Genomic DNA, 26,481 nt, shown 5'->3' on the forward strand with positions numbered 1-26,481 from the left:
ATGAAAAAAATATCAATGTTAGTAGGCGTTTTATCAGTTATGGCAATCGTTTCTTGTAAGGAAAAAGAAGAAACTCCAGACACTACCACAAACCAAACAATTGAAGTTACAAATGAGGCTCCAGCACCAGAAGTTGAAGAAAAAAATCCTGATGGAACATCGGTAAGTGTTGGTTCTGATGGTATCGATGTAAACACTAAAAACGGCGAAAACCAAACGAAAATTAATGTTTCTGGCGGTGATGCAAAAGTTGAAGTTAAAAAATAATTCTATTTTTTAATTCTTATAACCATAAAGCCAATCTGAACTAGTTCGGTTGGCTTTTTTTTATTAAATTGAAATTAAAATACAAAAAAGGAATAAATGACAAGTTTAGAAACCATTTTAATAAACATCCAAGATGCGAAAGTAATTGCCGATTCTATTACTTTAAAACAATATATACCTTTAGATTTATCGGTTTCAAATCAAAATCTAACTAAGGAATCTTTAGCTAACGCGGCCACATTCGAAAATTACATTGAAAATTATTTGACTTTAAATAATTCGAAAGTTGCTTATGGAGGCTACAATGAGGAACGAAACCTTTATAAACGTAGTAGTATGTTTAAAGATTTAGAAACAGAAGAGCGAAACATGCATATAGGTTTAGATCTATGGATTAAGGCCGGAACACCCATTTTGGCAGCTCTCGACGGAACCGTTCACAGCTTTAATTTCAATGCTGGTTTTGGTGATTACGGTCCCACTATTATCCTTGAGCACCAAGTAGAAAATCATCTCTTCTATACTTTATACGGACATTTGTCGTTAGACAGTCTAGAAAACATTGCAATTGGTAATGTAATTAATAAAGGGCAGCAAATAGGTCTATTGGGAAATTCAACCGTGAATGGTGATTATTCTCCGCATTTGCATTTTCAAATTATAAAAAATATAGGTACAAATCTGGGTGATTATCCTGGCGTTTGCACTAAAAGTGATTTGGATTTTTACTTAGACAATTGCCCAGATCCTAACTTATTACTAAAAATAACATCTTAAAAATGAAAAGAATTATTCTCCTACTCAGCTTAATTGTACTTATTGGATGTAAGTCAAAAAAAGTAGACCAACCTATTGAGACCAAACCAGAAGAAGCGAAATTCATGAAACTTGCTATAACAGGAGTTGACGCCGGTCAAAAGGCGAAAGCGTATGATTTAGGAAAACGAATTTTAATGACATGCAACACTTCTAAGTTCAAGCCTTTTAATGAAAGTGAAGCTACGAGATCAGTTATCAACAACATTACTTTAGAAAAGCTTTCGAAAACCTGTGCTAAATTCAGACGATTCTATGGTCCCTTTAAGGATCTTAAGTTAACAGAGATTTACAAAGACAATGAAACCCGTACAACTATTTTTCGCTACAAAGCTCTTTATACAAAACCTGTGGCCAATAAAGAACTTCGAGTTTATATGAACGATCAAAATCAAGTGTCAGCAATAAAATCGATGGACTGGTCAGATACTTTCGAAAGAAAATTATTTACAAATACCGATACAGATACTGACAAATAATTGCGCAAGCTAACTCAGTTTTCAATAGTAATCCAAATAGAAAAAGGACTTCATTCATTCTCTATTTGGATTTTTTATTTCCAATTCACTTTACTATAAAAACCATCTTCAATTCCTATTTCATAACGAGATAATTTCACGCACAATTACTATCCATATTTAAAACTTCATCTTTCACAATAAACATAATCCATTGAATATTTGAGCGATATATAATGATTTCTTAAAAATATTGAGCTAATTAATAGTAGAAAAATTTTATTTTAACTTTTATTTTCGAAGAGTTGACAAGAGTTGTTCTTAAATTTATGAATCTTAATTTAATCTACACTTTATCTGAATTGTAATCATCGAAACTGTCTTTTAGATAAAAATCAAATCACAGTGTTTGTTACTAATTATATTTTTTCAGTAAGTAAATAAGATTAAATCTATTTTTAATTTAAATAAAAATAATTCTATGTCTATTCAAACAACAAATCCTGCCACAAACAAAGTCTTAAAATCATTCGATGAAATGACTGACAAACAACTTGAAACTGCTATTGAAAAATCGAATTCCGTTTTTCAAGAATGGAAGAAAATTTCTTACGGTGATCGAGCGAAAATTTTGCATAAAGTAGCTGAGCTAATGCGGAAAAAGAAAAGTGAATTAGCTAAGTTAATTACCCTTGAAATGGGGAAAGTGATTGCACAAGCAGAATCAGAAATCGATTTAAGTGCTAGTATTCTGGATTATTATGCTGATAACGCAGCCGACTTTCTTGCGGACAAAAAACTAAACCCTGAATCTGGTGAAGCTTTTATTCGAAATAGCCCAATAGGTGTTCTATTTGGTGTCATGCCTTGGAACTTTCCTTTTTATCAAGTGGTTCGATTTGCTGCTCCTAATATTATGGTGGGAAATACTATTTTATTAAAACACGCTTCGATAGTTCCACAATGTGCTATCGCAATGGAAGAATTATTTAAAGAAGCAAAAGCTCCAGAAGGTTTGTATATTAATTTAATGCTTTCTGGAAAACGAAGTAGCGCACTAATAAGTGATGATAGAATTAAAGGAGTGTCCTTAACAGGTAGCGAGGGCGCCGGTTCCAGTATCGCTGCAGCTGCAGGTAAAAATTTAAAAAAATCAGTACTTGAATTAGGAGGTAGTGATGCTTTTATAATACTTGAAGATGCAGATATCGACACAGCAGTCGAAATGGCAATTGTAGGAAGAATGAACAATAACGGACAAAGCTGTGTTGCTTCAAAAAGATTTATTGCTGTGGAAGCTATAGCAGATGAATTTTTAGAAAAATTTGTCGCAAAAGTGGCTGCTCTTAAAGTAGGAGATCCTATGGATCGAGACACGCAGGTAGGTCCACTTAGTAGTGAAGAAGCTTTAATAAACATATTAGATCAGGTGAAAAGATTTGAAAAAGCAGGTGCTAAAATTCTAGTCGGTGGTAAAAGAGCGTTTGATACCGGTGCATTTATGCAACCTACAATTTTAACAAATCTAAAACGTGGAGTCCCTACTTTTTATGAAGAGTTATTTGGACCTGTAGCCTCTTTTTACAAGGTCAAAAATGAACAAGAAGCTATCGATCTTGCAAACGATTCTCCTTTTGGCTTAGGAGGGTCTATCTATACAAAAGATATAAAACGAGCAATACAATTAGCAGATCAAATTGATAGCGGAATGGTTTTCATAAATCAGCCTACTTCTACTCAACCAGACTTACCATTTGGAGGAACTAAAAATTCTGGCTATGGACGTGAATTATCTCAACTTGGAATTGATGAGTTTGTAAACAAAAAACTAATAAGAGTTAGCTAATTAGAGCATTGTAACTTATTCAAGTAGAAAAATAGTTAAAACTATAAGCAATCAGCCAGAATCTGATCAGTTACCTACCGCTTTAGTGGGTTTGTTTTAAAGTGATCATTCTGGAAAAATAATCGTGAAAGCTTAAGTTTTTCTTTATAATACAATTACAAGACTAAAAACCGTTAGTAGTATTTTTTTAATACTGTTAACGGTTTTTAAAGTATATTTTCGCATTTAAAAATTAGTAGCAACCCATTTGTCTATAAAGAGTAAACAACAATATTGAATAATAAAGCTTAAGTCCAAAATCTATATTTAAAACAGATACTCTTATCTCTTTCTACATTGTGTCTCTTTAAAAAAGAAGAATAAAATCTGTGAATTATACAACTTATTTAAAAGTTATGTAATTCATAATTGAGAAAAAAGTGCAAATTTTACACATTCAGTTAAAAAACAAAATAATTTGAAGCTATATATCAAATACATGGTCAGCAATCGCTGCAAACTAGCAGTTAAGGAGGAATTAAAAAAACTTGGATTGCATTTTATTGTTGTCGATTTAGGAGAAGTAGATGTCATGGAAAACATTACTATGGCACAAAGAGAACTTCTTAAAGCAGGGCTGTTAAGCGCAGGTTTTGAGTTGATGGATGATAAAAAGTCGATGCTCATAGAAAAAATTAAAAATGTTATTATCGAAATGGTTCACCATTCGAATGAAGTGATCAAAGTAAATTTTTCTATTTATTTAAGCGAGAAGCTAAGTCATGACTACACTTATTTGTCTAACTTATTTTCTGAAGTGCAAGGAACTACCATCGAGCATTTTATAATTTCTCATAAAACGGAGCGCGTAAAGGAATTGATTATATATGGTGAACATAATATTACTGAAATAGCATGGAAGATGGGATATAGTAGTGTAGCTCATTTATCAAGTCAGTTTAAGAAAGTAACAGGACTCTCTCCTTCCCACTTCAAAAATTTGAAAGATAAAAGAAGAATGCCTCTTGAAGAAATTGGGAATAAAATTAATAGTAAATAAGTTCTACATACATTATGAGATTAATTTCAGAAAAAAGATTTCAAATTTATTATATCCTAGTTGCGATTATCCTAGTCGCTGTATTGGGTGTTTTTTACTACAATAACCTAAAATTAAAGTCAACTAGTGACTCTGCAGTTCACGCGCACGAAGTTTTGCGTAAAAACGATAATATTCTTTTAGACATTCTAGATATTGAAACCGGCGTTAGAGGGTATATAATCTCTGAAAACGATCTTTATATTGAGTCTTACAACAAGGCAGTAAAGGCAATGAGTAATAACCTGTCTGATTTGTCAGTACTTACTCAAAGTAACACTGAGCAAAATATACAGGTAGATTCTTTAAAAATGATGACTGCCAAGAAGTTGTTTTTATTGCAAAAAATTATCGATGACAAAAAAGTAGACCTTTTAGCAGAAAATGAAAAAATCGCAATTCTTGAAGACGGTAAAGTGATCACTGATAGTATTAAAAGCATCATTTTTAAAATTAATGTTGACGAATATACTGCTCTTAAACTTAAAAAATCAGAAAATGAAAATAGTGCTCAATACTCGGAAATACTATTCTTTTTACTTTTGATTCTAATATTTGTAATTTTTACACTTGTCTTTATTATTGTTAAAAATTTAAAAATTAGAAATGACGAATTAGAACTATTTACTTCTTCACAAAAATTACTTTCTAATTACTCTCTAAGTCTTATCGAGGCCAGTTTAGACCCCTTGATCACAATAAATATAAAGGGTAAGATTACAGACATGAATGAGGCCACGGTTAAAATTACTGGCGTAGAACGCGAAAAATTAATAGGCTCTGACTTTTTCGAATATTTTACAGAACCAAAAATGGCACGTGAGGTATATAAAGAAGTATTTGCTGCAGGCTCTGTCGCTGATTCTCCATTAACAATTCGTCATGTAGATGGAAAACTTACCGATGTTTTATTTAATGGGTCAGTTTATAAAGATCCGCAAGGAAAAGTACTTGGAATCGTGATTGTTGCCAGAGATACCAGCGAGCAAAAAAGGATTGAAACCGAGCTAATAGAAGCAAAAGTATTTGCAGAACTTGCGACTGGAATTGCTGAAGAGGAAAAACGAATTGCTGAAAATGCTACTTTAATTGCCGAAAATGCTGTAAAAGCAAAACAGCAATTTTTGTCTAATATGAGTCATGAAATTCGCACACCTATGAATGCCATCATAGGCTTTACAAAGGTAGTTCTGAAAACAGATTTGACTACGAAACAAAAAGAATATCTCGATGCCATAAAAATGAGTGGCGATGCGCTAATTGTTCTTATAAACGACATTTTAGATCTAGCCAAAGTAGATGCGGGCAAGATGTCTTTTGAAAAAACACCTTTTAAAATGAAGGCTTCCATTGCTTCGATGCTTCACTTATTCGAAACAAAAATTCAAGAGAAAAATTTACAGCTTATAAAAGAGTATGATTCTAATATACCTACGGTACTAATCGGGGATCCGATACGTTTGCATCAAATCATTTTAAATTTGGTTAGTAATGCCGTAAAATTTACATCCAAAGGAAAAATAACAGTTAATGTGCGTTTAGTTGATCAGGATACTGAAAATGTCACAATAGAGTTTGCTGTTAGTGACACTGGAATAGGTATTCCAAAGGAAAAATTAACAACTATTTTCGAAAATTTTCAACAAGCTTCAAGTGGTACTTCCAGAATTTATGGCGGAACCGGACTAGGGCTGGCCATCGTGAAACAATTAGTAGAACCTCAAGGTGGTAGTATTAAGGTCGAAAGTATTGTGGACGAAGGAACTACTTTTAGTTTTAGATTGAAATTCGAAAAAACAAATGCCGAGGCAGAACTGGAAACAGAAATACTTGAGGTAGACAAACAGCCAAAAATTATTAAAGTTTTAGTTGTAGAAGATATTGCGTTGAATCAGCTACTGATGAAAACCCTATTGGATGATTTTGGGTTCGAACGTGATATAGCCGAAAACGGAAAAATTGCGATCGATAAACTACAAAACAATTCCTATGACGTAATTTTGATGGATCTTCAAATGCCCGAGATGAATGGATTTGAAGCTACTGAATACATTAGAAAAACAATGAATTCTGACATCCCAATTATTGCATTAACCGCTGATGTTACTACGGTAGATTTAGCTAAATGTAAGGCGGTGGGAATGAACGATTACATTGCAAAACCAGTCGATGAACGATTACTATACAGTAAAATAGTAAGCATCGTGAGAAAATATACGTCGAAAAAAGAAAAAGAAATTAAACAAATTACAATGCCTAAAACTCAAAAGTATGTTGATTTGAGTTATTTAGAATCTCGAACTAAATCAAATCCTAAACTAATGATGGAAATGATTGCTGCTTATTTACAGCAAACGCCGCCACTAGTTACTGCAATGAAAGAAAGCCTTGTAAACAAAGATTGGGCATTACTTCGTGCTTCGGCACATAAGATGGTTCCCTCCTTTTCAATAATGGGTATCAGTCCAGAATATGAGGAAATGGCAAAAAAAATCCAGAGCTACTCTGGTGATTTAGACAATCAAAAAGAAGAAATTGATAATTTAGTCTTGCAACTATCAACTATTTGCAATCAAGCGTGTGAAGAACTAGAAATAGAATTTAATTATATAAAAAACAAAAACTGATGGAAAACGAAGCAAAAATAAAAGTTTTTTTAGTAGATGATGATGCCGTTTTTCTAAAGTCCTTAGAAATCGAATTTATTCATCATACAGATTATATCGTAGAAACATTTGCAACTGGGGAACTTTGCATCGCAAATTTAGACAAAAAGCCAGATGTAATTATTCTTGATTACCAACTTGATGGAATAGATAAGAATGCAATGAATGGTATTCAAACTCTAGATCAAATTAAGCAATTCAATGCTGATATTCCGGTTATTATGTTGTCTTCTCAAGATAAAATTGAGGTAGCTGTGAGTTGTATGCACCATAAAGCATTTGATTATGTGGTAAAAAGTGAAACATCATTCTTACGACTTCAAAAAGCCATCACTGCATTTTTCAATTTCGAAAAAATAGAAAAAGAATTAAATTGGTATATGTCCAGAATGTCATAAACGAATTATAGTACAACTTTAAACTAAACCACTATAGACTGAAAGTTCATCGATTTACTTTGGTAGATTTAAAGTTGGCAAGTTTGTACTAGCTTTATTGACTGCAAATTCGCAAATTATTTAAAATATAATTATTTTAAAATTTCCGAATTTACGGTGTAAGAGTTTATAAAAGCTAAAGCGAGATGTACTAAAAGTATATCGTCTTAAACTCTCATTTTAAGACCCATAAAACAACATAAAAGCGCCAAGCCTTTCAAATTGAAAGGCTTGGCGCTTTTGTAAATACAGCTATTTCCAAATTTAAAAATAATAGGAAAAATCAAAATAAACCTTAAGTCTACTGACAACTAGTATTTTATTTTGTTAAAACGAAGTGTATTTATCGAAATGTGTGAATGATGAAACTTTTCTTTCAAATTGTGTAAAACATACTGTATATAAGATCTTTATCTTTGAATACAATACATTTACAAATTACTATGATATCATTAGTCAGCATACTGATTGTTGTAATTATTACTGGAGCAATTCTTTGGTTGATAAACACCTATGTTCCCATGGATTCAACAATAAAGAATGTATTCAATTCAATAGTTGTAATTGTTACGATCCTATGGGTACTTAATTCTTTGGGGCTATTTAGTTCTTAATTCAATACATTCTATCAAAATACGTAAGCTGTAAAAATTATAAATCTTAAAAAATAAAATTATGAATCTTAAAAGAATCTTTGGGGCATTACTTACAGCCCTTGGAATTGGCGCACTAATATATACTGCAGTATTATTCTCTGGTACTTCAGGTAGTAATCAAGATATTAAAGGCCTAATTATTTATGGAATACTGGGATTAGTGTTCTTTACTTCTGGAATTAGTTTAGTTAGAACTACAAAGGATGAATCTTAAATCAGATAAAAATTTGAATTACGCTTTCAGCAATAATCAAAAAAATAATTTAAAATCCCATTAATTACAATTAAGTCAAATGGGATTTGATTGCTATTCGAAATTTGCAACAAATACAATTATACAGTTGGTTCTATTTTTTTAGACCCGATTTTTAAATTATTAAAAAGCACATATCGAATAGATTATAAATAGTAACTATCAACTTTTAACATTAAAAAATTATGAACGCAAAAAACATAGGAATCTTATTAGTAGTTATTGGAGCCATTATGGTTTTTTACACAGGATTTAATTACGTGACTAAAGAAAAGGTTGTTGACATTGGTCCGATAGAGATAAACAAGCAAGAAAGTCATCCCGTGAAATGGTCGCCCATTGTTGGTGTCGTTTTACTAATAGGTGGAGTTGTTCTTGTGGTAAAAGATAAGAAATAATTATTTTTATAATTTTGATCTATTCAAATTACTAGATAAAAACAAAAAAAATGAAAAACATTACTGTAAATAGAATTACACGAAATCTGTTTTTAGGCCTATTCGTATTGGTTTTAACAGCGTCGTTTACTTCTTGTTCGAAAAAGGTGACTTTTCAAACTTCGACAATTGTTCCTGCAGCTCGTGGAGATGTAAAAATAACTAAGGATGAGAATAAGAACTATCTAATTGCTATTAAAATAGATAATCTAGCAGAAGTAAGCCGACTTGATTCATCAAAAAAGGCTTATGTTGTTTGGATGGAAACGGAAGAATCAATGGTTAAAAATATTGGGCAAATAAAAAGTGATTCCAATTTTTTATCATCAAAACTAAAAGCAACTTTTGAAACGGTGAGCCCAGTAAAGCCAACGAAAATTTTTATAACCGCCGAAAGAGATCCTCAAGTTCAATATCCTGATAGTGAAATAATTCTTACTACAAACAGATTATAATGTTTCTAAAAATTCAAATTATTAAGAATACGATAGGAAGACATTAATTTTTAATGATTGTTGTTCGTTTTCGATTCTATCACTTAGAAAGAAAACGTTTTTCAATAATTGTTATTTTGGTTTGGTTTAGTGAAAGGCTGTAGTGAAATACAGCCTTTATTTTTTTGGAAAAGAGTTTTTGAATCGAACGTATATTAGTAGGAACCAAAGAGATAAATATTTTAAAATACGATAGCAATTTCATAGAAAAAACTTTAAAATTAGAAATAGCGCTCTGAATAATTTAGATAAAAGATAAATATGCAATTTAAGACTAAAGATACAGCCACATTATTATCAAAAACTTTCTCTTCATGGAACGATAAAGATCCCTTTAGACAAAGTGCTGTTATTGCGTACTATGCCATTTTCAGTATTCCTGGATTATTGGTTTTAATTATTTCAATTGCTGGGTATTTCTTTGGCAATGAAACTGTAAATCAAAATATTTTAGAACAAATTTCTACTACAATGGGTTCCGAAACTTCGAAGCAAATCAGTCAGATTCTCATCAAATCAACCCAATCTAAATCGACCGTTTGGGGTTCAATCATTGGAGTGATCATCTTACTTGTAGGATCCACTGCAGTGTTTGTAGAACTCCAAAAATCATTAAACTTAATCTGGCGAGTGGAAATTGCTCCACAAAATGGATTTTTTACTATCCTAAAAGCGAGACTATTTTCATTTGGATTAATACTTGCTATTGCATTTTTATTATTGGTGTCGCTAGTTGTTAGTACGGCCTTATCCAGTATGGCAGATTGGGTGAAAGATCATACTGACGAATCTACAATCGTATTTTTCAACATTATCAACTTTGTATTTTCTTTTGCAGTAATATCAGTACTATTTGCTTTAATGTTTAAAATTTTGCCTGATGCAAAAATAAAATGGAAGCATGTTTGGCTAGGAGCTATTGTAACTGGAATATTATTCACTATTGGTAAAACGATCTTAGCCTTTTATTTCAGCACTGCCGATCCCGCCTCCATTTATGGCGTTGCAGGTTCTGTGGTTATTATTTTATTATGGGTTTCATACTCTTCAATGATTCTGTTTTTTGGAGCTGAATTTACAGCGGTTTACGCTAAATTTTACTCGGGTACTATTCCTCCTACCGAAATCGCAAAAAAGGAATCGGTTGCTAGTAGAAAAATTTAAATCATCTCAACAATCTGAACCTCAAATTATTTAAAACCAAAATCAAATTAGTAACTATTTAAGAGTAATTAACTAAATCGCGCTCAAATTTATTATCATGGTAATTCTTAATCTTAGTATTTCAAATGCTTAAATTACATAAAATTTCGCTAAAGTTCTATAACACAGATGTAGATTAAATAGTTCAATTTTAAGGTATTACAAAAAGAGCAATACAAATACTTGCTTTATAATTTCCTTAAAATACATACATAACATGAAGAGAGCAAAAAAATTAGGAATATGGATGGATCATTCTATCGCCTACTTAATGGAGTTCACGAACAATCCTTTTGAAATTAGAACAATTGAATCTGAATTTCCAGAAAATAAGAAAGAACTGAATTTTGATAAAGGAGCCAATCCATCTATTAATACGGACAAACATATTTTATATGCCTATTATAACAAAATAGGTGAAGCGATTAAAAACTACAAACAAATTGTTCTTTTTGGTCCCACAGATGCCAAAGTGGAGTTATTTGATGTTTTAAGCGAAGATCATCGATTTGTTAAAATAAAAGTTGAAATAAAAGAAACTGACAAAATGAATCTACACCAGCAGCATGAGTTTATCAGTAAATATTTTGCCAAAAATTAATAAAACAAGTAACGAGCTGTATTTGCTTTTAAACGTGCGTGAATAAAAAATGGATTGTGAAAAATTAATAATGAAATAGCATATTTATCCCAGCTTCATTCTTATAAAAAACCGTGAAAAATATAAAATTATTCAAAGATTATACAACAGTAATCTCCAAGATAGTAGAGACATTTACATTGTAATAAGTTAGATATTATTTAATTTTAAAAAAATATTGAAATGGATACAGAAAAATCAATTAACTTATTGAATTCGTTTATTATAATTAATAATGCTAGAATCAAACGTTATAAAAATGCTTCAAAAGAGGCAAAGCAAGCTTATTTAAAAAAAGTATTTGAAAATTTTCAGATTACAAGTCAGCGATGCAAATCTGAACTGAAACAAGAAATTATAAAATTGGGAGGAACTCCTGCTAAAGACAGAAGCAATCAAGGCTATTTTCATTCGATTTGGTATTATTTCCTTAATAAACTAATAGAAAAAGATTTACACGATGTGATTTATTCCTGTGTAAGAAATGAAACTATTGTTATTCAATCGTATTATGAAGCGATATACAATAATTTAGAATGTCTTTCTATACAGCAGCAAAACATGCTAAATGAACAATATTTACGACTAAATGTTGAGCGGGACAAAATGCAGTCCTATAGAAGTGCTTTCTAAAAATAGAAAAAAAAATAAAGTTAGCATAAGTCAGTTATTTATTTCCTAATATTACAATAGATCTTAATTATTAATCCACATAAAACATGAAGCTTTGACTGTGTACCTAAAAAATATTTTTAACGATGTGGGTAATGTAACATTATTTGCTTCAAAGTTTTTCAAACAGGTGTTTACGCCCCCATATGAATTTAAAGAATTCATAAAACAATGCTATGTTATAGGGTATAAATCTATTCCCTTAGTAGCTATAACTGGTTTTATAATGGGATTAGTACTAACGCTTCAATCACGCCCTACTCTATCTAAATTTGGAGCTGAATCTTGGTTGCCAGGTATGGTTGCTCTTTCCTTAATTAGAGAAATAGCACCAGTTATAACAGCTTTAATTTGTGCTGGAAAAATTTCCTCTGGTATAGGTGCTGAGTTAGGCGCTATGAAGGTAACAGAACAAATAGACGCTATGGAAGTGGCAGCTATTAATCCCTTTAAATACCTGGTGGTGACCAGAATATTAGCGACAACCCTTATGATTCCACTGTTGGTAATACTTGCTGATGGAATCGGAATGATGGGAGGTTTTATAGGTATCAATATGCATGGCGACATTAGTTTTTATAGATACCTAGCAAAGGTTTTCGACTCTCTGGCCTTTATCGATATTGTTCCAGCGACAATTAAAACCTTCTTTTTTGGTTTCTTTATAGGATTGATAGGCTGTTATAAAGGATACAACGCTGAAAATGGAACAGCCAGCGTAGGTCAAGCTGCAAATTCGGCTGTAGTAACGGCCTCATTGAGTATTTTTATTATAGATATGTTAGCCGTTCAAATAACTGATTTATTTTATTAAAATGGAACAAGAAACAATAACAATACTTCCGCAAGCTAAAATTGAAGAAAAAGGACCTGTTATAGAAATTACAGGACTTGTAAAATCCTTTGGTGAGAACAATCATGTTTTAAAAGGAGTTAATCTTTCTGTAAATAAAGGAGAAGATTTAGTAATATTAGGTAGATCAGGATCAGGAAAATCAATCACTATAAAATGCATCGTGGGTTTGGTTTTGCCAGATGAAGGCGAAATAAAAGTATTTGGTGAAAATGTATTGAACCTACCTACTAGCAAACTGAATGAAGTTCGAATTAGAATTGGTTTCCTATTTCAAAATTCTGCTTTGTATGATTCAATGACAGTCAAACAAAACTTGGCCTTCACCTTACAACGACATGCATCACATTTAACAGCAACTGAGGTTGAAAACGAAATCAACGCAGTTTTAGAAAGTGTAGGTCTAGCAGAAGCCATAGATAAAATGCCCTCAGAATTATCAGGCGGAATGCGAAAAAGAATTGCGCTTGCACGAACCTTAATCTTAAAACCTGAGATTATTTTATATGATGAGCCTACGACTGGTTTAGACACCATTACATCAAAGGAAATCAGTGAATTAATTTTAGATATAAAGAAAAACAATAATACCACATCGATTATTATCACACACGATATGGCTTGTGCTAGACTTACAGCCGATCGGATTATGATTCTAAAAGATGGTGTAATTCACGCAGAAGGCAGTTACCTAGAATTAGAAAAGAGTGAAGACGAATGGGTTCGTTCCTTTTTTATATAATTATTTAATTTAAGAAGTTAGTTATGAACAGTAAATCAACGGGCACTTGGAAAGTAGGAATGTTTGTTTTAATAGGACTATTGGCCTTTACAGCAACCATTTACTTTATTGGAAAACAAAAAAATATGTTTGGTTCTACATTTAGTATCAACTCCCATTTCAAAAATGTTAGTGGGTTGGAAATTGGAAACAATGTACTTTTTTCTGGAATAAATGTGGGTACAGTAAGCGAAATTCAATTAGTAACTGATACTTCAGTAGTTGTGCGATTAATTATTAAAAAGGAAGTGCAAAAATTTATTAAAAGCGATGCAGTTGCCAGTATTGGATCAGATGGGTTGATGGGTGACAAAGTCCTTGTTATATCTCCAGGGAATAATTCGAAAAGTATAGTAAAAGATAATGCGACTATCACATCAATTCAAGCAATTGAAATGGACGAAATTATGAGAAGCGTAAAAGTGAGTATGGATAATGCTGCTGTGATCACAAATGAACTTGCTGAATTTACCTATAAAATGAATAATGGCGAAGGTGCATTATCTAAATTAATGACGGATGAAAAATTTGCAAACAGTCTTACCAAAACAATGACCAATCTCCAAACTGGATCTAAAGGGTTAAGTGAGAACATGGAAGCGGCAAAATCTAATTTTTTATTGAAAGGTTATTTTAATAAAAAGAAAAAAGCAGAAGAAAAGAAAATTAAAGAGGCCGAAAAAGCAAAGGAAAAGGAATTGAAAGATAAGGAAGACGAGAAAAAGTAAATTAACTTAACGAATTATCAATCCTACACATTTGTTTTAAAACCATACTATATCAAAGACCTCAATTTAAAAAAATTGAGGTCTTTTTTTTTATTCTAAAATCTTCTTTACAGCTTACTTTATAAAAAACAAGTAAATCATATAACTTCTTCTAAAAGTTATGTAACACATTAAAGCTCAAAACGGCTCACCTTTGTATGGTACTTAATAGAAAGTATTAATTAGAATAAAATGAAAATGAAAGATCTAAAAAAGACATGGGGAGAGCAAAAGCAACATCTAAAATTAAAGTTTGCCGCATTAACAAATACTGACGTATTATTTCTTGAAGGCAAGGAAGAAGAAATGATGGCAAAGCTCCAAATAAAACTTGGTAAAACAAGACAGGAATTATACCAGATCATTACTGCCCTTTAATAAAGTAATAGTGTAAATAAGAATTACTACTCAAATTATTAAACAGCAATCATCTAACCGTAAATAATACAACATTTATTAAAAGTTATATAAGAACTCCCTTAATTATGTTGCCGACATTTGTAAGACAAAAGAATAAATATAAATTAAAAACAATTAAAATGAAAAAAACAAAACAACTTACGTTAGCTACTCTTTTACTAACATGCTTCGCATTTAACGCTTCCAACGCGCAAGACATAAAATCGAATACTCCAGCATTTGGATTCAAAGGTGGACTAAACTTTTCTAATATGTACACTGATAATGTAGACGACAATAATGTACTAACAGGATTTAATGCAGGTTTATACGCTAAATTCCCTATTGCGAATTCTGTTTCCATACAACCTGAAATCTCGTATACTACTAAAGGTGCTGAACTTACTTACGATAATGCTTTTGCAAATGGAACAGCAACATTCAATACAAACTACATAGAAGTTCCTGTACTACTAGTTTTTAATGTTACAGAGGCATTTAACTTACATGTTGGACCATATGCAGCTTATATGGTAAGCGGTAAAACAAAAAACGATTCAAACCTGTTTACCTCAGAAACTCAATTAGACACTGATGACTTCAATAGGTTTGACGCTGGTCTTTCAGGAGGTTTGGGTATTGATTTAGAAACAGTTAACTTTGGAGTACGATACAATTATGGTTTAACAAAAGTATTCAAAGAAGGAAGCTTCGGAGATTCTGATGCTAAAAACAGTGTCTTAAATGTATATGTTGGTCTTAGACTTAACTAAAATTAAAATAAGTTATACAAATTAAATTATCAATTAACATAAAAAACTAGAAATCATGGGCAATCTTCTTTACACAGTAGCAGTAATTCTAATCATCTTTTGGGCAATCGGATTCTTCGGTTTTGCAGCCGGTGGAATCATTCACATTCTTCTAGTAATTGCAGTAATTGCAGTTTTATTAAGATTAATCCAAGGTAGACGATTATAAATCGAGTTAATCAAAAAATATTAATAAATTTCTTAAAAAAATAAATTATGAAAACAGATAAAGTAATATTAGGAGTTTTAGGTGGAATCGCGGCAGGTGCATTAATGGGAATATTATTTGCTCCAGACAAGGGAGAGAAAACCAGAAAAAGAATTAAAGATGCAGGCGGAGATTATGCTGGTGATTTGAAAGGAAAGTTTGACTCTACAGTAGAAACACTTTCAAAAAAATACGATACCCTTAAAGACACTCTTAAACAAGAAGGACAAGGTCTTTACAATGAAGGGAAGTCAAAATTTGACACGGCTAAAAGAGACGTTGAAAATTTAGATATTAAAAATCTAAATTTATAACAAAAACAATTTTTAGACTTTAAATAGCTTAAAATAAAATTATGAGTAGCAAAGCAACAACAATAGAAATTCTTTTCGAAAAAGTAGAGGATTACACACGTACAACGGTAGAATTGGCAAAACTAAAAGTTATTGACACTTCTGCAGATGTCCTATCTTCTCTGCTTTCAAGATTAGCAATTGCTATTGTTTTTGCTATGTTTATTCTACTTCTCAACTTTGGTCTTTCCATTTGGCTTGGCGAAGTCCTAGGAAGCATGTATTACGGTTTTTTCATTATGGCCGCTTTGTATTTAATATTATCAATTGTACTATATTCTTATAAAGATAAATGGATAAAAATGCCGATCAGTAATTTTATTATTACCAAAATGCTAAAAAACCAAAAGCATGATTAAAATTAACTCAACAGAAACTTTGGCTCAAATGATCTCGTTACTAGAGCATAAAAAAGCCGTAGAACTACAAGCATTACGTCAACAATATAATGTTGTATATGAAAGTGTAAAACCTCTAAACATAGTAAAAAGTGCTTTAGACAACGTAATAAGCTCCCCAGATTTAAAACACAATATACTAAACACCGTAGTAGGATTAGCCTCTGGCTTTATATCAAAAAAACTACTAGTGGGCTCTACCAAAAATCCATTAAAAACAATACTGGGTACAGTACTTCAATTTGCAGTTACAAACTTTGTTGCAAAGCGCACCGATATCTAGGTGTCGTAAATTAAATTATTCTACAATAAATTACTCTGCTGTAATTTTAACAATCACGCTGTTTTTTAGCCCTTTCTAAATTCTCTAAAAAATCAGCCAACCCATTGGCCATTTTCTAGATACTCTTTGTATTTTATTTTTTGATCTTTCGAAAAAAACAAAGGCCGATATTAAACAAAATTTAAGTTTCTTAAGATTATCTCTTCACATCCTTTATCCTTTTACTAAGCAGCTTATTTCCTTCTCTCGTCAAAAATTTTTAGTCGAATGCAAAATTTATGCACCAATGAAACATTTAGTATCAACCTCCTACTCTAGAATTCATTAAAAATGAACACTTAGTATAATGAAACTATTTTTCTAAAAATAAGAAACTGACAATTCCTAGAGTAGATATTATATTTCAAGTTTCCTATTTCTTAAAATACCCCCTACTTTCCCTCTTTTTATTGATAGTTTCCTGACAATTTTTTATTTATTCCTCTTCCCTAAAATAGGCCAAATAACATCCCCTTAACAAACTTTATTCCGTAACAACTTACTGTAAAGTATCTTAAGTAAATTCTTAAGATTTCATATAAGTGAATTATACAAGTATCGCTTTTAATAGTATAATACTTCTACATGCTTTATAATCAACCTTTGCTTCATAAAATAATTAATCCCTAAATTTCAATAAAATGAAAACTAAAAAATTACTATCAACCTTTGCAATACTGTTTATTGCGTTACTATCAGGTTGTGCCACAGATGATTTTGTAGAAGTCGATGGCGTTTGCCCAATCGTGACAAATACCACACCCACAAATGGATCTACTAATGTTCCTTTGGATCGTGTAATAACAGTAACCTTTAATGAAGAGATGAATCCCGAGACTATCAATCAGTCTTCTTTTACTTTAAACGGTACTTCACAAGTAGCTGGTTTAATTACATATACCGCTAAAACAGCAACATTTCAACCGTCGGCTTTACTTACTCCTAATACCACTTATACTGCTACTATAAAGAGAACAGTAAAAGACCTTATGGGTAACGCTTTACAAACAGAAACAAATTGGACTTTTAGTACTGGCTTAACAGTTACTCCAATGGTAGCATCTACTGATCCAGAAAACAACGCTACTAACGTGTTTTTAAATAAATTAGTAATTGTAAACTTCAATATGGCGATGAAAGCATCCACTATAAATGGAACTACATTCACATTGAACCAAGGAACTAATACTATTTCAGGAATTATATCATATAGCGGAACAACAGCTATTTTCACTCCTGCAGTACCATTAGCACCAAATACAATTTACACTGCTACTGTTACAGCAGCTGCAACAAATCTAGACAACACACCTTTGCCTAGTGATTATGTATTCAAGTTTACAACTGGGGCGATAGTTGCTCCAACGGTAACTTCTCACGATCCTATTAACAATTCGACAGGAATTAGTCTTGACAAAACCATTACAGCTACTTTTAGTATGCCAATGGATGCTGCAACAATTAACGGTAATACTTTTACTTTGAAACAAGGTACAATCATTATTCCGGGAGCTGTTACATACTCAGGAACTACTGCTTCTTTTAAACCTACTAATATGTTATTAGAAGGTAAAATATATACTGCTACAATAACAACTGGTGCAAAAAATATTGCTGGAGTACCTTTAGCAAATGAATTTGTATGGAACTTCACAACTTTAGTTACACCTGTAACACCAGTTGTTCCAAGTACGTCAAATTTATTCTTCGGAATTTTTGGAGGAAATGCAGGAATAACAAATCAAGGACTTAATACTAGAGTTAACGGAGCAATAGGTACTACTGCAGCTTCTTCTTTAATAACTGGATTCACCGATACTATGGCTTCTCCGTTTGAAGTGTATAATATTACTCCTCTTAATAATGGTTTAGTTAATGGTGGTATTTTTGCTGCAGCTCCCGCACCAGGAAATGCTTTAAAAGCGCAAAAAGCACTAGAAGGATTGAATGCAGCAAGAGACTTGTTCAACAGTATTTCTCCAGCTAATAAACCAGGTGGTAGCGATCAAGGTTCAGGCGAGCTAGGAGCGTTAACTTTAGCACCAGGTACTTACAAATCAGCAAGTGGTACTTATAAAATTACCAATGGCGATCTTACATTAGATGCTCAAGGTAATCCAAATGCAGTTTGGTACTTCCAATCAGCCTCTTCATTAACAGTAGGTTCTCCAGCAGCAGCTAGAAGTGTTAAACTAATTAATGGCGCTAAAGCAAACAATGTATATTGGTATGTAGGTAGCACAGCAGTAATCAACTACGGAGGTGGTGGTGTAATGGTAGGAAACATTATTGCCGAGAATGGTGTGACTTTATCAGCACCGGCAAATAGTACCACATTACCTGGTCAAGAAACGGTACTAAACGGAAGAGCAATATCATTAGTTTCTTCAGTTACTATGGTAAATACCATAATCAACGTTCCTGCTAATTAAATAAAAACCCTAAGTTTTATATATCCCGTTTTAGGGCGGGATATATTTAATAAAACCTAATAATAAAAATAAATGAAATTAGAATCAATTTATACTGAAAAATCATGTACTCCATGGTGTCCTTCTCCACTTACAATGAAAAGCATCGGAATCGTTGCTTTGGCATGGTTAAGTCTTCAAACAGCTGTTCAAGCGCAAGAAACTATCGAAGTGAAATATGCAAAACCGTCTTGGTACTTTGGTGCCGCAGCTGGAGCGAACTTTAATTTTTACCGTGGTTCAACACAACAAATGAACGAAAGTTTTAGATCACCAAAAACATTTCATGATGGATTTGGAGCTGGACTTTTTATCGCACCACTTTTAGAATATCGTCCTGCTGATTCAAGATGGGGTGTTATGTTACAAGCGGGTTATGATAGCCGTAAAGGTGATTTTGACCAAGTACTTACAGCTTGTGACTGTCCTGCTGATTTATCAACTAACTTAAGTTATATTACAGTAGAGCCAAGTTTGCGTTTTGCTCCTTTTAAATCTAATTTTTATGTATACGGTGGTCCACGTTTGGCTTTCAACTTGGATAAATCTTTTACGTACCAATTAGGAGTTAATCCTGCGTTCCCTGAACAAGAAGCTAATGCGGCAGTAAAAGGTGATTTTGATAATATCGAAAAAACAATTATCTCAATGCAAATTGGAGCTGGTTACGATATTCCTTTATCAACAGCTGCAAACAAAACACAATTTGTATTGTCTCCTTTTGTCTCTTTCCAACCTTATTTTGGTCAAAATCCACGTTCAACAGAAACATGGAATAATACCACTGTAAGAGCTGGTATGGCACTTAAATTTGGACAAGGAAAAAACATCCAAGAAGCTACTGATATCAAAGCTGATAAAGAAGTTTCGTTTTCTGTAGATTCTCCTACTAATGCACCTGGAGAAAGTAGACTTACTGAGATATTTCCTCTTAGAAACTATGTGTATTTTAACACTGGTTCGAATGAAATTTCAAACCGTTATGTTTTATTGAATAAAGATCAGGTAAAAGATTTCAAAGAAGACCAATTGGAAGTTTATGCTCCAAAAAATTTATCAGATCGTTCGAAAAGACAAATGACTGTTTATTATAATATTTTAAACATTCTTGGTGATCGTATGCAGAAAAATCCAAATGCAACAATTACTTTGGTAGGTTCATCAGAGCAAGGACCAGCAGATGGTTTAGCAATGTCAGAATCAATCAAAACATACCTAGTTGATGTATTTGCAATCAATCCGTCAAGAATAAGCACTAAAGGGCAAACAAAACCAAATATTCCTGGGGAACAACCTGGTGCAACATTAGAACTAGAACTTCTTCGTGAAGGGGATCGCAGAGTATCAATCGAAAGTACTTCTCCAGACCTATTAATGGAATTTCAAAGTGGTGCTGACGCACAGTTGAAACCAGTAAAAATTGTTCCACTTCAAGAAGCGCCTACTTCTAGTTATGTAACATTCAATAATAAAGGAGCTGGTGAAGCTTTATCTACATGGTCATTACAAATGACGGATGAACAAGGTAAAACACAATCTTTTGGACCTTATACTGAAGAGGAAGTTAGTATTCCTGGAAAAGCGATTTTAGGTAGTCGTGCTGAAGGAGATTTCAAAGTAAAAATGATAGGTCAAACTAAAAGCGGTGTTGTTGTAGAACAAGAAGCTCCAGTACACGTAGTACTTTGGACACCAGCTAAAACTCAAGAAGGACTTAGATATAGCATTATCTATGAATTTAATAAAGCAAAAGCTATTGCCATCTATGAAAAATATTTAACTGATGTGATTGCGACAAAAATCCCAGTCGGAGCGACAGTTATTGTTCACGGTCATACGGATGTTATCGGTGGAGAGGATCACAATAGAGATTTATCATTAGCTCGTGCAAACGATGTCAAAAATATTATCGAAGGTGCACTTTCTAAAGCGAACAGAAAAGATGTGAAATTTGAAATAAATGGATTTGGAGAAGATGAAAACAAAGCTCCTTTTGAAAACAAAACTCCAGAGGAACGTTCTTATAACAGAACTGTTATAATTGATATTGTTGCTACAAAATAATAAGTGAAGTAAGTAAAAGCTTATTTTTAGAAGTAAGAAAGAGGATAGAAACTGAAAAGTGACTATCCTCTTTTTTTTGTTCAAAATGGGTTTCATATGCAATTATAATAAAATTACAATTAGCTTCACATCTATTTTTAAATTCGTAAATCAATAAATATAATTATCTTTATAATAACCATTTAACAGTTTAAAAGATGAAAAAATATCAATTATTTACTCCTGAAAATATAGGCTCTATCGAATTACAAAATAGGATTGTAATGGCACCTATGACGAGGTGCAGAGCTATAAAACACATTCCAACCGACATGATGGTCGACTACTATAAACAGCGATCTAATGCAGGCTTAATTATTACTGAAGGGACATCGCCATCGCCAAACGGTCTTGGTTATGCTAGAATTCCAGGTATATTTTCGGAGCAACAAGTCAGCCATTGGAAAAAAATAACTACTGCCGTACATGAGAATGGCGGAAGGATCATTGTTCAACTCATGCATTCCGGGAGAATAAGCCATCCTTTGAATATGCCCGAAGGAACAGAAATTTTTGGGCCTTCTGCCATCAAAGCTGCCGGTCAAATGTGGACCGATCAAAAAGAGCTGCAAGATTTTGTTGTGCCAAAGGAAATGAATCTACAAGATATCATTCATGCAAAAACAGAATATGTTAGTGCTGCACAAAATGCTTTGTTTGCGGGATTTGACGGCATAGAATTGCATGGAGCCAACGGTTATTTACTAGAAGAATTTTTATCACCTGTAAGTAATGTTAGGAACGATGATTATGGTGGGACTATTGAAAATCGATGCCGATTTGTAATTGAAGTAGTAACTGCCGTAGCTACGGCTATTGGAAAAGAAAAAACTGGAATTCGCTTCTCTCCTTATGGTGTTGCTAGCGATATGCCACATTATCCAGAAATAGACGAAACCTATGATTACTTATCAAAAGAGCTAAATAAAATTGGGATTGCTTATATTCATCTTGTAGATCATTCAGCCATGGGAGCACCTGCCGTGCCATTAGAAATAAAAAAGACAATTCGGAAAAACTTTAGAAATAAAATTATTCTTTGTGGTGGTTTCGACAAAGAAAGCGCTGAAGCAGCTATTGTTAGTGGACTAGCTGACGCAGTAGCATTTGGAAGACCTTTTATAAATAATCCAGATCTTGTAGAACGGTTTAAGAATGACTGGCCGCTTTCACAAAATTTAAATGCTGATTTGTTTTATACCGCTGATGAAAAAGGATATACAGATTATCCTGCATATAAATCATAAATGTGAATGACTGGAAATACTGGATTGTTATAAAAAGCGTTGACCTACAATACTAACTGGAATCATTCAAGATTTCAAAAGTGCATTTTAAAATAAAACGATATTAGACTTACAAAACTGTCACATTACTTTCGAATAGAAAACAAAAAAGGTCCAACTTAACAGTTGGACCTTTGTGTTATAATGAAAAATTTTATTTCTTGTAATACTTTCTATATTTCGGATATGAAATTGCGCCTATTAAGGTTATCGATCCTAATGAATACCAAATCCAATCTAATGAATGTGCTTCACCACTAGCGTAAGAGTGTAATCCTACCAAGTGAAAATTCACTCCATAATAAGTAAACAAAATAGAAATAAAAGCAAACATACTCATAAGGTTAAACACCCATTTTCCGCGCAATGCAGGTACAAAACGAGAGTGAATTACAAACGCATAAACCATGATACTGATTAGTGCCCAAGTTTCTTTTGGATCCCATCCCCAGTAACGTCCCCAACTTTCGTTAGCCCATTGTCCTCCAAGGAAGTTTCCAATGGTAAGCATAATAAGTCCTATCGTTAGAGCCATTTCATTGATATAGGTGATTTCCTGAATATTCAAATCCATTTTAGCCTTGTTTTTTTCATTGGTAAAAAAGATCAATAATAAAGAAACAAAACCTAATATCATTCCCAGTGCAAATGGACCATAACTCGCCACAATAACTGCAACATGTATCATCAACCAATAAGAATTAAGTACCGGCTGTAAATTAGCAATTTCGGGATCAATCCAGTTTTGGTAAGCAGCCCATAGAATCATAGCCGTTACAAAAGCGGATGAAGCAACAGTAAGTTTTGATTTTATATCGAAAGCCAAACCAAAAAACATTGTTGCCCAAGCAATATATATAATGGATTCATAAGCGTTACTCCATGGAGCATGACCTGAAATATACCATCTAGCTATTAAGCCCAAAGTATGCAAACCAAACAACAATCCTATAATTACATGCATTGTATTTATAGCATAAACTAATACTTTGCGTTCTTTAAATATCGCTAAAATTGTTAAAAATAGCATCACTATAGCCGAAAGAATATACCATAAAATCAGATTTTGAAAAACATCATATTTATTATATAATATCTCTGTAGTTACTTTCTCTTCGGTAGGTAATACGTTACTTCCAAATTTTCTCTGGAAACCGTGAATACTTTCTAGTAAATCATCGGCGTTTTTATAATCAGTCGAGATGGAAGCATTATTTAAAGAGCCAAAATACAATGGCAAGACGCTTTTAGTATAAGTAGAATCCATTCCTTTTAATCCTGAATTACCAACTTCTAAAGCCGAAATCCATTTGTGATTTGCATCATTAGGAATTGGGAAAATCTTTAAAATTCTTCCACTTAATGCAGATTCCATTAGGTTTACTTTCTTATCCGTTTCAATAAAGTCTTTCTCAAATTGATTCGGATTTGCTGCTTTGTAAGCGTTATCTAAAAATGGAGATAATTTATAATTCCCTTTTTCATCGAAAAATGAAATAAATGGAGCCGTCTTTGCTTTCACATCAACACCTATTATTTTTCGAATACTATCATTTCCACTTCTTAGATGTATTAATGGAATTTCAATCCAAAATTGTGCGTATTGCGACATGGATAAAAATACCTGATCAGAATTCATTCCCTTATAATCATTAGAATGACTTACTTTTCTCAATAATTCAGAAGAAAAAGTGTTAATAGGTTTCATTCTACCACCAGCATCTTGAATAATAAGTCTCCCAAATTTTGCAGCATGTTCTTTAGAAACTTTAAACTTACTTAGTAAGGAATCTATCTGTGTTTCTGTTGGAGCAATTCTAGTATGCATACCGTTTTCGGCATGATCGGCATGATCTCCGTTTGCATCATGCTCATGATTGTGTGTCTGAGCAAAACCACTCATACTGATCATCAAAACCAAAATTGTAATCAATTTTGATTTTTTATTTTTCACTACATCTAATTTTCGTTTCAAATCAGCAAAACGAGAATGCTTAGTAAACATAATCGCCATCATGGCAAAATATAATAGGAAGTACCCAATGTAAGTAATAAGTGATCCCCAGTAATCATGATTTACAGATAGTACGGTACCCTTTTCGTCTGGATCAAATGAAGATTGAAAGAATCTATATCCTTTATGATCTAAAATATTATTCATATAAATTCTGGCATCAAATGGTTTCTCGTCTTCAACTGTTACTTTACTCTCAAAAGAAGAGTAGCTTTTCTCAGTACCCGGGTATCTCTCAGCGATAAAATCATTTAGTTTAATCTTAAATGGTAAAACGTAAGCTTTACTTCCGTAGAAAAAAGTATAATCCATTTTTCCTATTTTAATCGTTTTAGGCTCACCTATTCGACCTTTAGAACCTAAAATCGTTATTTCTTTTTCCTCACCATCGGCAGTTAATTTTAATACTAAGGCATCTTCATGGTTCTTAGCTTTAAAATCATTTTCAGATTCATAAGCAATCACACCTTTTACAGCCGGATCAGGAAAAACAAATCGCATTTCTCCAATGCTGTAAAGCGATCTCATCATCAAAGGTTGTACGTTATCTTTAGTTACGGCTCCTTCTAACTTGTCAGCCATACGCATAAAATTTCCTTCAAATGGTGTTTTAATTGTGTATGAATCTCCAGTGGTGTTAATATTAATCGCACCCTCAGTTGGCACATTCAAAGCAAATAAAACATTGTGAATGTTTTGAACTTCGCCTTCTACTAGAAAGTGTTCATGACGTTCCCCTTCACCCGCTTCAACAATTTTTAAATGCAAAACCCCTTTAGGATCGGCCTTAACATATTCTTTAGCTCCCATTATAAAGTTTTCATACTCCACTTTAAAAGGAGTGTCAGCAAACTTCTCTGAGATAGAAAAATTATTATTGGTAACTGGCGAAAGCAACAAAGGTTTTTCAAAAACCCTACGTTTCATTTCCCCTTGATATTCTCCGTCCACAAAAACGGTAAGGAATGTTTTATCTGAATAAAATTGATTTTCAGCAGCACCTTCACGAATAGGCATCATTCCTTCATAGCTGATATAACGCGTTACGAAAGCACCTAAAAGGATAAACACAAAAGACAAATGAAGTATTAAAGTAGCCCATTTTTCTTTTTTCAATAATTGGTAACGCTTAATATTCCCAATAAAATTAATCAAGAAAAATGCCATTATCACTTCAAACCACCAGGCATTATAAACTAAAATTCGGGCTGTATCTGTATTGTACTTACTTTCGATGAAAGTTCCTACCCCCATGGCTATTGAAAAAGAAAGGAAAAGCACCGCCATTAATCGTGTAGAAAATAAAAAGGAGTATATTTTTTTATCCATTTGTAAGGAATTACGTTTTATAAAAGTGCGACAAAAGTACTTAAAATTGTTGACTTCCTTCCTGCATCAATTGTTAATTAAATCCAAAATTAAAGCTTCAAATCCAGTTACATTGACATTTTTTTTGGAGCCCTGCCAGTGTCGGCAAAAAAAACTATTTTAGTTTCAAGTTATGTTAGTTTTTTTCCAAAATTCACATGATTTCGACGCTTGACTACTTTATTGTAGTAAGCTGTACTGACTCGAAATTACAAACAATTAAAATGAGTTCGAATAGATAGAATATCTGTATCTAAAAGAAATCTTCACAGTAAAAATTCTCGAATCACTTCTAAAAGTTAAATAGTCATTTATATGCTATTTTACAGCGATCTCGTACTAAAGACTAGCTACCAATCCATTACAAGCTCTTTTATCAAAGAATCTTCTATCCCTTTATTTCCCGCGCCACTTCATTTTTTT

At 32.5% G+C, this 26,481-nt stretch carries 27 protein-coding genes; 26 read left to right on the top strand and 1 reads right to left on the bottom strand.

What is annotated here, in order from left to right:
• From E0F98_RS12560 to E0F98_RS12685, 26 genes are all read left to right on the top strand, one after another.
• Window positions 1-267, top strand: a complete 267-nt coding sequence (locus tag E0F98_RS12560) for a hypothetical protein (RefSeq protein WP_132111993.1) — start codon at window positions 1-3, stop codon at window positions 265-267.
• Between the two features lie 96 nt (window positions 268-363).
• Window positions 364-1,044: a peptidoglycan DD-metalloendopeptidase family protein gene (locus tag E0F98_RS12565; protein WP_132111995.1), complete on the top strand. Its 681-nt coding sequence runs from the start codon at window positions 364-366 to the stop codon at window positions 1,042-1,044.
• A gap of 2 nt (window positions 1,045-1,046) precedes the next feature.
• The gene (locus E0F98_RS12570; protein ID WP_132111997.1) at window positions 1,047-1,562 is read left to right on the top strand and encodes a hypothetical protein; all 516 of its coding nucleotides are present in this window, start codon (window positions 1,047-1,049) and stop codon (window positions 1,560-1,562) included.
• Between the two features lie 460 nt (window positions 1,563-2,022).
• The gene (locus E0F98_RS12575; RefSeq protein WP_132111999.1) at window positions 2,023-3,387 is read left to right on the top strand and encodes an NAD-dependent succinate-semialdehyde dehydrogenase; all 1,365 of its coding nucleotides are present in this window, start codon (window positions 2,023-2,025) and stop codon (window positions 3,385-3,387) included.
• Between the two features lie 478 nt (window positions 3,388-3,865).
• A complete protein-coding gene (locus E0F98_RS12580) occupies window positions 3,866-4,426 on the top strand; it encodes a helix-turn-helix domain-containing protein (RefSeq protein ID WP_132112130.1) in 561 nt (186 codons plus the stop codon).
• A 14-nt stretch (window positions 4,427-4,440) separates the two neighbouring features.
• On the top strand, window positions 4,441-7,092 hold the full coding sequence (locus tag E0F98_RS12585) for an ATP-binding protein (protein WP_132112001.1): 2,652 nt from the start codon (window positions 4,441-4,443) through the stop codon (window positions 7,090-7,092).
• Window positions 7,092-7,529, top strand: coding sequence for a response regulator (locus E0F98_RS12590; protein ID WP_132112003.1), 438 nt, complete (start codon window positions 7,092-7,094; stop codon window positions 7,527-7,529). The genes E0F98_RS12585 and E0F98_RS12590 overlap by 1 nt, the downstream gene beginning before the upstream one ends.
• Window positions 7,530-8,011: 482 nt before the next feature.
• Window positions 8,012-8,182 carry a Thivi_2564 family membrane protein gene (locus E0F98_RS16280; protein ID WP_317126202.1) on the top strand — a complete coding sequence of 57 codons (171 nt, stop codon included), beginning with the start codon at window positions 8,012-8,014 and terminating at the stop codon, window positions 8,180-8,182.
• 61 nt (window positions 8,183-8,243) lie between these two features.
• The gene (locus tag E0F98_RS12600) at window positions 8,244-8,438 is read left to right on the top strand and encodes a hypothetical protein (RefSeq protein WP_132112007.1); all 195 of its coding nucleotides are present in this window, start codon (window positions 8,244-8,246) and stop codon (window positions 8,436-8,438) included.
• Between the two features lie 224 nt (window positions 8,439-8,662).
• Complete coding sequence (locus E0F98_RS12605) at window positions 8,663-8,875, top strand: hypothetical protein (protein WP_132112009.1); 213 nt, start codon at window positions 8,663-8,665, stop codon at window positions 8,873-8,875.
• Window positions 8,876-8,925: 50 nt separating this feature from the next.
• On the top strand, window positions 8,926-9,369 hold the full coding sequence (locus E0F98_RS12610; protein ID WP_132112011.1) for a hypothetical protein: 444 nt from the start codon (window positions 8,926-8,928) through the stop codon (window positions 9,367-9,369).
• A 300-nt stretch (window positions 9,370-9,669) separates the two neighbouring features.
• A complete protein-coding gene (locus tag E0F98_RS12615) occupies window positions 9,670-10,572 on the top strand; it encodes a YihY/virulence factor BrkB family protein (RefSeq protein ID WP_132112013.1) in 903 nt (300 codons plus the stop codon).
• A 256-nt stretch (window positions 10,573-10,828) separates the two neighbouring features.
• On the top strand, window positions 10,829-11,212 hold the full coding sequence (locus E0F98_RS12620) for a hypothetical protein (RefSeq protein ID WP_132112015.1): 384 nt from the start codon (window positions 10,829-10,831) through the stop codon (window positions 11,210-11,212).
• 222 nt (window positions 11,213-11,434) lie between these two features.
• A complete protein-coding gene (locus E0F98_RS12625) occupies window positions 11,435-11,884 on the top strand; it encodes a PA2169 family four-helix-bundle protein (protein WP_132112017.1) in 450 nt (149 codons plus the stop codon).
• A 94-nt stretch (window positions 11,885-11,978) separates the two neighbouring features.
• Window positions 11,979-12,737, top strand: coding sequence for an MlaE family ABC transporter permease (locus E0F98_RS12630; protein ID WP_132112019.1), 759 nt, complete (start codon window positions 11,979-11,981; stop codon window positions 12,735-12,737).
• 1 nt (window position 12,738) lies between these two features.
• The gene (locus tag E0F98_RS12635) at window positions 12,739-13,518 is read left to right on the top strand and encodes an ABC transporter ATP-binding protein (RefSeq protein ID WP_132112022.1); all 780 of its coding nucleotides are present in this window, start codon (window positions 12,739-12,741) and stop codon (window positions 13,516-13,518) included.
• A 23-nt stretch (window positions 13,519-13,541) separates the two neighbouring features.
• A complete protein-coding gene (locus E0F98_RS12640) occupies window positions 13,542-14,285 on the top strand; it encodes an MlaD family protein (RefSeq protein ID WP_132112024.1) in 744 nt (247 codons plus the stop codon).
• 231 nt (window positions 14,286-14,516) lie between these two features.
• On the top strand, window positions 14,517-14,702 hold the full coding sequence (locus E0F98_RS12645) for a hypothetical protein (RefSeq protein ID WP_132112026.1): 186 nt from the start codon (window positions 14,517-14,519) through the stop codon (window positions 14,700-14,702).
• A 161-nt stretch (window positions 14,703-14,863) separates the two neighbouring features.
• Entirely contained in the window at window positions 14,864-15,496 is a 633-nt protein-coding gene (locus tag E0F98_RS12650) for a porin family protein (RefSeq protein ID WP_132112028.1), read from the top strand.
• Window positions 15,497-15,551: 55 nt separating this feature from the next.
• Complete coding sequence (locus E0F98_RS12655; protein ID WP_132112030.1) at window positions 15,552-15,704, top strand: lmo0937 family membrane protein; 153 nt, start codon at window positions 15,552-15,554, stop codon at window positions 15,702-15,704.
• A 47-nt stretch (window positions 15,705-15,751) separates the two neighbouring features.
• Window positions 15,752-16,057, top strand: coding sequence for a YtxH domain-containing protein (locus tag E0F98_RS12660; protein WP_132112032.1), 306 nt, complete (start codon window positions 15,752-15,754; stop codon window positions 16,055-16,057).
• Between the two features lie 41 nt (window positions 16,058-16,098).
• On the top strand, window positions 16,099-16,455 hold the full coding sequence (locus E0F98_RS12665) for a hypothetical protein (protein WP_132112034.1): 357 nt from the start codon (window positions 16,099-16,101) through the stop codon (window positions 16,453-16,455).
• Window positions 16,448-16,777 (top strand): hypothetical protein, encoded by a 330-nt coding sequence (locus E0F98_RS12670; protein ID WP_132112036.1) that lies wholly within the window; start codon window positions 16,448-16,450, stop codon window positions 16,775-16,777. Before E0F98_RS12665 ends, E0F98_RS12670 begins: the two co-directional genes overlap by 8 nt.
• A 680-nt stretch (window positions 16,778-17,457) precedes the next feature.
• A complete protein-coding gene (locus E0F98_RS12675) occupies window positions 17,458-19,248 on the top strand; it encodes an Ig-like domain-containing protein (protein WP_132112038.1) in 1,791 nt (596 codons plus the stop codon).
• Between the two features lie 72 nt (window positions 19,249-19,320).
• A complete protein-coding gene (locus E0F98_RS12680; protein WP_132112040.1) occupies window positions 19,321-21,351 on the top strand; it encodes an OmpA family protein in 2,031 nt (676 codons plus the stop codon).
• Between the two features lie 197 nt (window positions 21,352-21,548).
• Window positions 21,549-22,637, top strand: a complete 1,089-nt coding sequence (locus tag E0F98_RS12685) for an alkene reductase (RefSeq protein WP_132112042.1) — start codon at window positions 21,549-21,551, stop codon at window positions 22,635-22,637.
• Between the two features lie 193 nt (window positions 22,638-22,830).
• Here the strand turns inward: E0F98_RS12685 and ccsA are convergent, their stop codons facing one another.
• Window positions 22,831-26,019 carry a cytochrome c biogenesis protein CcsA gene (gene ccsA, locus E0F98_RS12690; RefSeq protein ID WP_132112044.1) on the bottom strand — a complete coding sequence of 1,063 codons (3,189 nt, stop codon included), beginning with the start codon at window positions 26,017-26,019 and terminating at the stop codon, window positions 22,831-22,833.
• Window positions 26,020-26,481 lie beyond the last annotated feature (462 nt).

The organism is Flavobacterium hiemivividum, from assembly GCF_004349145.1.
GTDB classification, from domain to species: domain Bacteria; phylum Bacteroidota; class Bacteroidia; order Flavobacteriales; family Flavobacteriaceae; genus Flavobacterium; species Flavobacterium hiemivividum.

What these genes read in the sequence shown, in the direction of transcription:
- E0F98_RS12560 (WP_132111993.1), top strand. Translation starts at nt 1, where the DNA reads ATGAAAAAAATATCAATGTTAGTAGGCGTTTTATCAGTTATGGCAATC.
- E0F98_RS12565 (WP_132111995.1), top strand. Translation starts at nt 364, where the DNA reads ATGACAAGTTTAGAAACCATTTTAATAAACATCCAAGATGCGAAAGTA.
- E0F98_RS12570 (WP_132111997.1), top strand. Translation starts at nt 1,047, where the DNA reads ATGAAAAGAATTATTCTCCTACTCAGCTTAATTGTACTTATTGGATGT.
- E0F98_RS12575 (WP_132111999.1), top strand. Translation starts at nt 2,023, where the DNA reads ATGTCTATTCAAACAACAAATCCTGCCACAAACAAAGTCTTAAAATCA.
- E0F98_RS12580 (WP_132112130.1), top strand. Translation starts at nt 3,866, where the DNA reads ATGGTCAGCAATCGCTGCAAACTAGCAGTTAAGGAGGAATTAAAAAAA.
- E0F98_RS12585 (WP_132112001.1), top strand. Translation starts at nt 4,441, where the DNA reads ATGAGATTAATTTCAGAAAAAAGATTTCAAATTTATTATATCCTAGTT.
- E0F98_RS12590 (WP_132112003.1), top strand. Translation starts at nt 7,092, where the DNA reads ATGGAAAACGAAGCAAAAATAAAAGTTTTTTTAGTAGATGATGATGCC.
- E0F98_RS16280 (WP_317126202.1), top strand. Translation starts at nt 8,012, where the DNA reads ATGATATCATTAGTCAGCATACTGATTGTTGTAATTATTACTGGAGCA.
- E0F98_RS12600 (WP_132112007.1), top strand. Translation starts at nt 8,244, where the DNA reads ATGAATCTTAAAAGAATCTTTGGGGCATTACTTACAGCCCTTGGAATT.
- E0F98_RS12605 (WP_132112009.1), top strand. Translation starts at nt 8,663, where the DNA reads ATGAACGCAAAAAACATAGGAATCTTATTAGTAGTTATTGGAGCCATT.
- E0F98_RS12610 (WP_132112011.1), top strand. Translation starts at nt 8,926, where the DNA reads ATGAAAAACATTACTGTAAATAGAATTACACGAAATCTGTTTTTAGGC.
- E0F98_RS12615 (WP_132112013.1), top strand. Translation starts at nt 9,670, where the DNA reads ATGCAATTTAAGACTAAAGATACAGCCACATTATTATCAAAAACTTTC.
- E0F98_RS12620 (WP_132112015.1), top strand. Translation starts at nt 10,829, where the DNA reads ATGAAGAGAGCAAAAAAATTAGGAATATGGATGGATCATTCTATCGCC.
- E0F98_RS12625 (WP_132112017.1), top strand. Translation starts at nt 11,435, where the DNA reads ATGGATACAGAAAAATCAATTAACTTATTGAATTCGTTTATTATAATT.
- E0F98_RS12635 (WP_132112022.1), top strand. Translation starts at nt 12,739, where the DNA reads ATGGAACAAGAAACAATAACAATACTTCCGCAAGCTAAAATTGAAGAA.
- E0F98_RS12640 (WP_132112024.1), top strand. Translation starts at nt 13,542, where the DNA reads ATGAACAGTAAATCAACGGGCACTTGGAAAGTAGGAATGTTTGTTTTA.
- E0F98_RS12645 (WP_132112026.1), top strand. Translation starts at nt 14,517, where the DNA reads ATGAAAATGAAAGATCTAAAAAAGACATGGGGAGAGCAAAAGCAACAT.
- E0F98_RS12650 (WP_132112028.1), top strand. Translation starts at nt 14,864, where the DNA reads ATGAAAAAAACAAAACAACTTACGTTAGCTACTCTTTTACTAACATGC.
- E0F98_RS12655 (WP_132112030.1), top strand. Translation starts at nt 15,552, where the DNA reads ATGGGCAATCTTCTTTACACAGTAGCAGTAATTCTAATCATCTTTTGG.
- E0F98_RS12660 (WP_132112032.1), top strand. Translation starts at nt 15,752, where the DNA reads ATGAAAACAGATAAAGTAATATTAGGAGTTTTAGGTGGAATCGCGGCA.
- E0F98_RS12665 (WP_132112034.1), top strand. Translation starts at nt 16,099, where the DNA reads ATGAGTAGCAAAGCAACAACAATAGAAATTCTTTTCGAAAAAGTAGAG.
- E0F98_RS12670 (WP_132112036.1), top strand. Translation starts at nt 16,448, where the DNA reads ATGATTAAAATTAACTCAACAGAAACTTTGGCTCAAATGATCTCGTTA.
- E0F98_RS12675 (WP_132112038.1), top strand. Translation starts at nt 17,458, where the DNA reads ATGAAAACTAAAAAATTACTATCAACCTTTGCAATACTGTTTATTGCG.
- E0F98_RS12680 (WP_132112040.1), top strand. Translation starts at nt 19,321, where the DNA reads ATGAAATTAGAATCAATTTATACTGAAAAATCATGTACTCCATGGTGT.
- E0F98_RS12685 (WP_132112042.1), top strand. Translation starts at nt 21,549, where the DNA reads ATGAAAAAATATCAATTATTTACTCCTGAAAATATAGGCTCTATCGAA.
- ccsA (WP_132112044.1), bottom strand. Translation starts at nt 26,019, where the DNA reads ATGGATAAAAAAATATACTCCTTTTTATTTTCTACACGATTAATGGCG.